Annotated in this window: 10 protein-coding genes; 5 read left to right on the forward strand and 5 right to left on the reverse strand. The window is 73.7% G+C overall.

Annotation, left to right across the window (positions count from 1 at the left end):
* Positions 1–77 precede the first annotated feature (77 nt).
* The 4 genes from ACFXKZ_RS41890 (at position 78) to ACFXKZ_RS41905 (ending at position 4,380) form a co-directional block, all read left to right on the forward strand.
* Positions 78–776: a glycosyltransferase gene (locus ACFXKZ_RS41890; protein WP_380009834.1), complete on the forward strand. Its 699-nt coding sequence runs from the start codon at positions 78–80 to the stop codon at positions 774–776.
* Complete coding sequence (locus tag ACFXKZ_RS41895) at positions 773–2,575, forward strand: glycosyl transferase (protein WP_380009836.1); 1,803 nt, start codon at positions 773–775, stop codon at positions 2,573–2,575. The genes ACFXKZ_RS41890 and ACFXKZ_RS41895 overlap by 4 nt, the downstream gene beginning before the upstream one ends.
* Positions 2,576–2,678: 103 nt before the next feature.
* A complete protein-coding gene (locus ACFXKZ_RS41900; protein ID WP_380009839.1) occupies positions 2,679–3,197 on the forward strand; it encodes a SigE family RNA polymerase sigma factor in 519 nt (172 codons plus the stop codon).
* Positions 3,198–3,204: 7 nt separating this feature from the next.
* Complete coding sequence (locus ACFXKZ_RS41905; RefSeq protein WP_380009842.1) at positions 3,205–4,380, forward strand: hypothetical protein; 1,176 nt, start codon at positions 3,205–3,207, stop codon at positions 4,378–4,380.
* Between the two features lie 46 nt (positions 4,381–4,426).
* Here the strand turns inward: ACFXKZ_RS41905 and ACFXKZ_RS41910 are convergent, their stop codons facing one another.
* Positions 4,427–5,206, reverse strand: a complete 780-nt coding sequence (locus tag ACFXKZ_RS41910) for an Lrp/AsnC family transcriptional regulator (RefSeq protein WP_380009845.1) — start codon at positions 5,204–5,206, stop codon at positions 4,427–4,429.
* Between ACFXKZ_RS41910 and ACFXKZ_RS41915 the strand changes: the two genes are divergently transcribed.
* Positions 5,089–6,513, forward strand: a complete 1,425-nt coding sequence (locus ACFXKZ_RS41915; RefSeq protein WP_380009848.1) for an MFS transporter — start codon at positions 5,089–5,091, stop codon at positions 6,511–6,513. The genes ACFXKZ_RS41910 and ACFXKZ_RS41915 overlap by 118 nt on opposite strands.
* Before the next feature lie 105 nt (positions 6,514–6,618).
* Here ACFXKZ_RS41915 and ACFXKZ_RS41920 read toward each other — a convergent pair whose 3' ends face one another.
* The 4 genes from ACFXKZ_RS41920 to ACFXKZ_RS41935 form a co-directional block, all read right to left on the reverse strand.
* Entirely contained in the window at positions 6,619–6,804 is a 186-nt protein-coding gene (locus tag ACFXKZ_RS41920; RefSeq protein WP_380009851.1) for a YegP family protein, read from the reverse strand.
* Between the two features lie 102 nt (positions 6,805–6,906).
* Positions 6,907–7,857, reverse strand: coding sequence for an alpha/beta fold hydrolase (locus tag ACFXKZ_RS41925; protein ID WP_380009854.1), 951 nt, complete (start codon positions 7,855–7,857; stop codon positions 6,907–6,909).
* Positions 7,858–8,061: 204 nt separating this feature from the next.
* Positions 8,062–8,568, reverse strand: coding sequence for a hypothetical protein (locus ACFXKZ_RS41930; RefSeq protein WP_380009857.1), 507 nt, complete (start codon positions 8,566–8,568; stop codon positions 8,062–8,064).
* A complete protein-coding gene (locus ACFXKZ_RS41935) occupies positions 8,565–8,882 on the reverse strand; it encodes a helix-turn-helix domain-containing protein (RefSeq protein WP_107504196.1) in 318 nt (105 codons plus the stop codon). Before ACFXKZ_RS41935 ends, ACFXKZ_RS41930 begins: the two co-directional genes overlap by 4 nt.
* Positions 8,883–9,118 lie beyond the last annotated feature (236 nt).

Consider the following 9,118-nt stretch of genomic DNA (forward strand, 5'->3'; position numbering starts at 1 on the left):
CTGGTTGTGGGATCGGGCTCTCGGTCGTGATACCCGTGTTCAACGAGTCACGGCGGCTGCCGGGGACTCTGGCGGCGGTGGTCGATCATCTCCGGGAGGTCGGAGGCGATTGGGAACTGGTCGTCTCCGACGACGGATCCACCGACGACACGTACGCCGTCGCCGCCGCGGTGGCCCGCGACGAGCCGCGGGTGCGGCTGGTGCGACATCCGGTCAATCGGGGCAAAGGGCATGCCGTACGGGTCGGGGTCGCGGCCACGCGCGGCGACCGGGTGCTGCTGTGCGACGCGGATCTGGCCACCCCGATCGACGAGTTGGCCCGACTCCAGGCCGCGCTCGACGCCGGGTTCGACGCGGCGATCGGCTCCCGCGGGCCGGCGTTCGCGGTGGCCCGGCCGCCGGTGCGCCGGGTGTTGTCGGATGTCGGGAGCCGGCTGATCCGGGCCGTCGCGCTGCCCGGGACGGTGGACACCCAGTGCGGGTTCAAGCTGTTCCGGGGTGATCGGGCCCGGGCCGCGTTCGCGCGCGCGAGCGTGGACGGGTGGGCCTTCGACATCGAAGTGCTCCGGCTCTTCCTCGCGTTCGGCTGGAGCTTCGTCGAGGTCCCGGTGGCCTGGACCCACCAGGACGGCTCCAAACTGCGCCCCGGACACTGCCTGGAAGTGCTCACCGACCTGGCTCGGGTACGGCTGCGGCACGGCCCGGCGCCGGCCGCCGGCCGCACCCCCGGCGCGGAATCGCTGCGGATGCCGCTCCCCCCGGGACGGGCCGCGTGACCGCGGTGCGCGAGTCCGTCGCGCCGATCCGCGCGATCGCGCTGCCCCGCTCCGCACGCACCCTGGACGCCCTGGTGTGCGGCGTCTACCTGGCCGCCTCGCTGCTGCTGTACCGCGGCCTGTGGTGGGGCGGGCCCGGCGGGCGCTACCTGGTGGACAGCGGTCAGGACCAGCGTCAGTGGGAGTGGTTCTTCGCGGTCACCGCGCGCGCCGTCGCGCACGGGGAGAACCCGCTGACCACGACGCTGCAAAACCATCCCGGCGGCGTCAACCTGATGGCGAACACCTCGATGCCGGGGCTGTCCATCCCGCTCGCGCCGATCACCTGGCTGTTCGGGCCGTCGGCGACCTGGGCGATCGTGCTGACCTTCGGGCTCGCCGCGACCGCCGCCGCCTGGTACTACCTGATCTCGCGTCACCTGGACGTCTCGCGCCCGGCCGCGGCCCTGGGCGGCGCGTTCTGCGCGTTCGCCCCGCCGATGATCTCGCACGCCAACGCACATCCCAACCTGGCCGTGTTGTTCGTGATCCCGCTGATCATCGACCGGTTGCTGCGGGTGGCCGGCGGCCTGCGGCCGATCCGCGACGGTGTCCTGCTCGGCCTGCTGACGGCCTATCAGATCTTTCTCGGCGAGGAGGCGCTGCTGCTCGCCTCCACCGGGATCGCGCTGTTCGCCGTCGGCTACGCCTGCGCCGCACCCGCCGCGGCACGCGCGGCGCTGCGTCCGCTGGCCCGGGGGGTCCCGATCGGCGCGGCGCTGTGCCTGGTGCTGGTCGCCTATCCCCTGTGGTGGCAGTTCAACGGCCCGCAGAGCTACACCAACCTGCTGCACGGCCCGGCGGGCAACGACCTCGCCGCGCTGAGCGCGTACGCCGACCGCTCCCTCGCCGGCGACATCGACGTCTCCTCGCGCCTGTCGATGAACCGGACCGAGGAGAACGCGTTCTTCGGCTGGCCGCTGCTCCTGCTCGCCCTCGCCCTCGTCGTCGCGCTGTGGCGCACCGCGCTTGCCAAGGCGCTCGCGGTCGTGCTCGTCGGCGCCGCGCTGTTCTCCCTGGGCCCGGAGATCATCCTGAACGGCGAACCCACCGGCATCGACGGGCCGTGGCGGTGGCTCGGGCAACTCCCGTTGTACGAATCGGTGTTGGAGAGCCGATTCACCATGGTCTGCGTGCCCGCGTTCGGCATGCTGCTCACCCTCGGCGCGCAGGCCGCCACCCGTACCCGCGATCGCCGGATCCGGCTGCTGTGGTGCGTGGCCGCGCTCCAGGCGCTGGTGCCGCTGCTGCCGCAACCGCTGACCACCCAGCCCCGCGAGGCGACGCCCGCGTTCTTCACCGACGGCACCTGGCGCCGGTACGTGGGGTCGGGTCGGGCCATCGTGACGGTGCCGCTGCCCGACCCGTCCGACGCCCGGGCGCTGAGCTGGCAGGTCGACGCCGACCTCGGCTTCCCGCTCGCCGAGGGCTACTTCGTCGGCCCGTTCGGACCGGACCGGCTCGGCGGCTACGGCGCGGTCACCCGGCCGACCTCGAACCTGCTGCGCGAGGTGCGCGACAGCGGCAAGGTTCCGGAGGTGACCGAGCAGGACCGCGCCCAGGCCCGCGCCGACCTCGCCTTCTGGCACGCGGACGTGGTGGTGCTCGGGCCGCACTACCAGGAGAACGCGCTGTGGTCGACGCTCGAACTGCTGCTCGGGCCGAGCCGGCAGACCGGCGGCGTGTGGGTGTGGGACGTCCGCGGTGGGAACGGCCGGGCTGTGGACGCCCGGGACGGGGGTGCGGCCGGTGCCGGCTGAGCGGGTGGCGGCGCATCGGACCGGGGGACTCGCGGCCGACCCGGAGTCGATACGGTCCCCGGGAGGCGCCGGCATCGGCGGTTGGGCGAGGGAGGGCAATCGGGTGCGGGCGAGCGACGAGCACGCGTACACGGAGTACGTGTCCGCCCGGCTGCCCGCGCTGCGCCGGGTCGCCCGCCTGCTGTGCGGGGACCCGGACCGGGCGGACGACATCGTGCAGAACACCATCACGCGCCTGTACGTGCACTGGCGGCGCGCCAGTGCCGCGGACGACCTGGACCGCTACGTGCACCGCATGCTGGTGCGCGCGTTCCTCAACGAGCGCCGGCTGGCCTGGGCTCGGGTACGGCTGGTCGGCGCGCCGCACGACATCCCGCTGCCCGCCGCGCCGCCCGGACCCGACGTGGAGACGCGCGACGCGGTGCGGATCGCGCTGTCCCGGGTGCCGCCCAGGCAGCGGGTCGTGCTGGTGTTGCGGTTCCTGTGCGATCTGCCGGTCGCCGAGGTGGCCGAGATCCTGAACTGCTCGCAGGGCACGGTGAAGAGCCAGACCGCGTTGGGCCTCGCGCGCCTGCGCACACTGCTGGACGGGCCCGTCGTGGCCCGATGGGAAGGGGCGTAGGCGGGCGATGGACACCGAGGAGTACGAGGGCGCCCGACTGCTGGCCGCGTTGCGCGAGACGCCTGCGGTCGGGTCCGACGAACCGGGCGTGTACGTGGCGCGCGCGATCCGCGACGGTCGCCGCACGGTGCGGGCCCGCCGGGTGCTGGCGGTGGTCGGCGGCGCGGTCGCGGTGGCGATGATCGCGCTGGTGACGGTGGTGCTCGCGACGCCGTCGCGCGACGGGCGCTTCGGGCCGGCCGCCGGGGGCGGCTTCGACGTGCGCGAGCGGGCCTTCCGAGTCGGCTCGGCGGGCGGATACACGCCGGTGTCCTACGAGACGGGCCGCTTTCGCCAGCGGGTGACACTGGGGCCGGAGAAGCCGGGGCCCGCGCCGGAGTTGGCGGCCACGCGGGCGATGGTGACGATGTACGCGGCGGGGCGCTTCCCGGCGATGGCGAGCGCGTCGAGTTCCACCGCGCCGTCGGTCCGGGAGCGTCCGGCCGTGTGGCTGATCGGGCCGACCCCGGTCGACGGCCGGCTCGAACTGGCCTGGCAGTGGGCCCGCGACGCGTGGGCCGTGGTCTCGCTCACCGGCCCGGCCGCCGACGCCGAACGGGTCCGGCACATCGCGGAGAGTGTGCTTCCCGACGCCCGGGTACCGGTGCGCGTCCCGCTGACCCTGGCCCCGGGGGCGCTGGCGAGCGGGGAGCACGTGGTCGCGGTGATCGCGCCGATGGCGCCGGAGAAGTCCTCGCTGTACGCGCTGCGCTTCGGCACGACCGATCCGCCGAACGCGGAGGGCGGCGACCCGGCCTCGTTCGTGGTAGGCGTCGGCGCCACACCGGGCGCGCACGACGTGCGTCCCGACCGCATCTCCCGGGCCGACGGCGCGTTCGCCGAGTCCGAACCCGCGATCGAGGCGAACCGCCTGCGCGCGTTGCTGGCGGCGATCCGGCTGCTCGACACCGCCTCGATCCAACCGACGCTGATCCCCTCCGACGGCGCGTCCACCGCAGCCGCCCCGACCACGTCCCCGCCCACCTCGGCATCGGGATCGCCGACCTCGACGACCGGCACGGCCGGCAATCTGGACGGCGCCGCCACCTCCACCCGAAACACCGGCGGCGGTACACCCGACCCCACCGACACGTTCGGCTCCTCGATGACATCCACGTCGGCGTCCACGAGGGCCGCCCGCTGAATCACACCGGTTCGGCGGCGGGGCCGGGCCGCGACGCGCACCCGGCTCAGCGTCGGCGACGCCGTTGTGGCATCGGGCCTTCGCGTTTGAAGGTTTCGACGATCGGGGTGGTCTCGACGTTTGTGATGCCCTCGACGGAGCCGAGTGTGTGGGCGATGAAGTCGTACAGGTCGGCGGTGTCCCGACACAGCAGGCTCACCAGGAAGTTCGCCCGCCCCGTGGACACGGCGCCGAAGACCGTACGGGGATCGGCCGCCACCACCTCCGCGACCGCCTCCAGTGCCGAGGGGCGTACCGACATCCACAGGAAGGCAGGCATGGCGTAGCCCAGATACTCCGGGTCGGGCTCCACCTCGAAGTACAACACGCCCGTGGCGCGCAGCACTTCCAGCCGACGGCGGACCGCCGACTCCGAGGTTGCGCAGGCTCGGGCCAGGTCCGCGAACGACATGCGCCCGTCCCGGGACAACGCCGCGAACAGCGCCCGGTCGTCGTCGTTCCAGGGCGGCAGCGGCGCGTCCGGGTCGACCACCGGCGCGGAACGGGTCAGCGCGGCCACCTGGTCGGCGTCGAGGGCGACGTTCTGCGCCCGCCACCCGGGCGGGCCGCCGACCACCACGCGCAGGATGCAGTGCGCCTCCAACTCGCTGACCCCGGCCGCGCGGCCGACGTTGCGCAGCAGTTGGTCGCCGCGGGCCTCCGGGCCGCGTGGCCGGGTCACGCACATCACCTCGGCGCCGGCCGACAACAGTTGTACCCAGGACACGTCCGACCGACGGCCCAGGCCCTCCGCCACCGCCTCCACGGCGTCCGGAGCGCAGCGCACCCGCAACACCCGCGTCGCTGCTGTGCGCGCTGGCGCCGGACACCGGGACGCTGATCGCGGCCCGGGCCCTGCAGGGTGTGGGCGGCGCGGCCATGTTCGCCACCACGATCGCCCTGCTCGGACACGCCTACCAGGGCCGCGACCGCGGCGTCGCCTTCGGTGTATGGGGGTCGATCTCGGGGGCCGCCGCGGCGGTGGGGCCGATCATGGGCGGGCTGCTCACCCAACACCTGGGCTGGGAGGCGATCTTCCTGGTCAACGTGCCCATCGGCGTGCTGACCGTGGTGATGTGCCTGAGTCTGCTCACCGAATCGCACGGCAACCGTGCGGCGCGGCCGGACCCGGCCGGCATGGTCACCTTCACGCTCGGTGCGGCGCTGCTCACCTACGGCTTCGTGCGAGCCGGCGCCGACGGGTGGACCGATGGTCCGACGCCGGCCGTATTCGCCGCCGCCGTCGTGGCGTTCGGGCTGTTCGTGGTGGTCGAGGCCCGGGTCGCCGAGCCGATGATCGACCTGGCGCTGTTCCGGCGCGCGTCGTTCAGCGGGATCATGCTGTCCGGTCTGCTCGTGCAGTTCTCCGCGTTCGCCGCGTTCCCGGCGCTGTCCGTGTGGCTCCAGTCGGTGCTCGGGTACGGACCGGTCCGGGCCGGGCCGGCGCTGCTGCCACTGGCGGCCGTCTCGTTCGTGGCCTCGGCCGTGGCGAGCCGGCTCCCGCACGGTACGGGTCCCCGATGGCCGCTGGGGATCGGCGCGCTCTGCATCGGGCTCGGCGCGTTCGCGCTGACCCTGGTCGACGCCGATTCGGACTGGACCGCGCTGCTCCCGGGGCTGCTCGTGGCCGGGGTAGGGGTCGGCCTGGCGATGCCGCAGATGGCCGGTGCGGCGCTCGCGGCGGTGCCGCCGAGCCGGGCGGGGATGGCCGGTGGGGCGCTCAACACCTTCCGGCAGTTGGGCTTTGCGCTGGGCATCGCGGTGGTGGGCGTGGTCTTCCGGGACGGCGCGGAACACGCGCTGCGCGGCGGCGGGACCACCCTCGCCGCCGACCCGCACGCGACCGCCGAGGCCCTGGGCGGCGGCCGGGCGCAACAGCTCGTGGCGACGGCTCCGGCCGGTGGCCGGGACGCGGTGGTGGACACGATTCGGGACGCCTTCGCGGCGGGCCTGGACCGGGCGTTCCTGCTCTGCGGGGCACTCGGGCCGGCGGCGGGCGTACTGGCCCTGCTCACCGTCCCGAAGGCGGCCCACGCCCCTGCCGGCGGCGGGGCCGGGGCACCGACCCCCGAACGCGAGCCCGCGTCGCGGTGACAGCGCCGGGGATGCCGAACGGGCTCGCCCGCGGGCCGGGAACCGATGCCGCGACGGACATCGGCCCCGGCCCGCGTCGGTCGCCGGTCGGGCCGGGGCGTCGGCTCAGGCGTGGGCGAGTTCGACGACCTTGGCGTCGGCGGCGTTGCGCTTGATCGACTCGATCCCGTTCATGCACGCCGCACGTGTCTCGTAGGCCTCGCCGACGGCGATGATCTGCCCGTTGCCGGCCTTCAGGCGGAACCTGAACTTGCCTGCCTTGTCGGTGTACATCTCGAACTTGGCGGCCATGGCACACCTCCCGCTCATGTCGCCCTCCCCACCATGGTCCCGCTCCGCTGCGTCGAGGGCATCCGCACGGGCTGCGGGCCACCGTGTGGTCGCCGCGTCGCGTCAGGCGGCTCCCGACCATCCCCGGAGCACGTCGGTGGCGGTGCCGGCGAGGAATTGCCGGATCAGCGCGGCGATCGTCTCGGGGGCGTCCTCGTAGCTGTAGTGGCCCACCCCAGGCAGCTCGGTGATCAGGCCCCGGGGGAAAGCGGCGCGGAACAGCGGGAGGAAGTGGGCGGCTGCCAGGGTCCGGTCGGCGGTGCCCCAGACGGCGAGCGCGGGGGTGTCGGCCAGCCGGGCCCGGGCCTGCGCGGTCGGCGTCTCGAACGTATGCGCGCCGGTGGCGAAGCCCCGGGCCCAGCCGATCGCGCCGAGGCATTCCTCGGGGGTGCGGAAGGCCGCGCCGTACGCCTCGATCCAGGTCGGGGAGATGATGCGGGTGTCCTCGAAGCCGTTCAGCGCGAGCGTGCTGAGGATGGTGAAGTCCAGGGCGCCCAGCACCTGTTCGAGCGTGCCGTCGGCGTGCGCGCGGGCGATCCAGCGAAACCAGGGCGACTCGGCGGCGTTGGCGGTCAGTACCGCGCCCAGGTCCTCCTGCCCGAACGGCGTCGGTGCGTTCACGGCGACGACCCGCGCGATCCGGTCCGGGTGCCGAGCCGCCAGACCCATGCCGACCGGGCCGCCGAAGTCGTGCATGACCAGGGTGATGTCGGTCAGGTCGAGATCGAGGACCAGCGCCTCCAGGTTGTCGACGTGGTCCTGGAGCCGGTACGAGCGGGTGGTCGGGGTCTCGCTCTTGCCGAAGCCCATGTGGTCCGGTACGACGACGCGGTGGTCGGTCGAGAGGCGGCGGATCAGGTCGCGGAACAGGTAGCCCCACGTGGGTTCGCCGTGCAGGCACAGCACGACCGGGCCGGCCCCTTCGTCCGCGTAGTGCATCCGGAATCCGGGCGCCGAACTGTGGTACGGCGCGAAGGGATAGCTGCCCTGGAAGGTCTCGTCGGCGGCGATCATCTCGGGGGTCTCCTCGGTCGTGCGGTCGCCTGTCGGTCGGTTGGTCCGTCCGCGTTCCGCGTGGTGGCAACTTGCAACCACCATGACCATAGGAGACCCGGTTTTAATATGCAACCACTGTTGTTCGGTCGCCCCCGCCGGAAGGGCGGGGGGCGAACCGCTACGGGTGGCGGCGGCCCGCGCTCGGGCGGTCGCCGCGACCGGTCAGGGGGTGTTGCCCAGGGCCTGGCGCAACGGGAGGGCGCCGGTGGCGATGTGTACGCCTCGGGAGACGATGCGGGCGTTGGTGGTGTCGAGCGAGGCCAGGCGGGACAGCGGGGCCGGGCCGTCGTCGTGCAGCGAGCAACACAGGAGCAGGATGGTGCGCAACGCCCCGTCGGGATAGGGCCCGTCGGGCGCGGTGACCACCTCGCGCAGCGTCTCCCACCGCACCGAGGCGTAGCGGCCGTCGTCGGACCAGTCCAGACACACCGCGTACAGGTCGGGGCGGCGGACGAAGGAACCCTCCTCGGTGAGGATGTACGTGGTCGCCTGCGCCGCGTAGTCGCCTTCGGCGGCCCGGTAGAGCGCGGCCTCGATCACCTCCGAGGACATCGCGGGCACGGACGCCCCGTCGTTGTGGCGCGTGGCGCGGCGGGCGGTGGCCCGCTCGATGCGGTGCTTGCTGTCGACGCGGTTGCGGCGGCTGCTCGGGCGGCGTTCGGTGCTCATGAGACCGCCCTCCGGGACGGGTCGGGCGCCCACGTGTGCGCGGGGGCGAGCAGGTGTGCAGGGTCGACCTGGAACAGTTCGGCCAAGCGCTCCACGTCGTTGAGGTCGAAGGGCAGTTCGCCGGTGAACCGACGCCACGCCCAGGAGCGACCGTGGCCCAACGCCTCGCCGATGGCCCCGTCGGTGTAGCCGTCGCGCCGGGCGAGCATGCGCACGTTGCGCGCCACGATCATCCGGATGGGTTCGTCGGCGGTCGGGGTCGATATCCGCTCCGCCGTTCTGGTCTCACGCGCCCCAGGCGCCACATGCCTCATTCCGGCAGCGTAGAACGCGAGTTGCGGGAACGGTAGATCCGACGCAACACAATCATCCCTCCCTGCGGGAAAGTTGCCCGAACAGCGAAAGCAACCCAAGGCCCCGGAGCAGCAGTTGAAGCCATCGCGGAGCGGGGGCGGCGCGGAGCGGGGGCGGCGCGGAGCGGGGGCGGCGCGGAGCGGGGGCGGCGCGGAGCGGGGGCGGCGCGGAGCGGGGGCGGCGCGGAGCGGGGGCG

It is taken from the genome of Embleya sp. NPDC059237 (assembly GCF_042754105.1).
GTDB lineage: Bacteria > Actinomycetota > Actinomycetes > Streptomycetales > Streptomycetaceae > Embleya.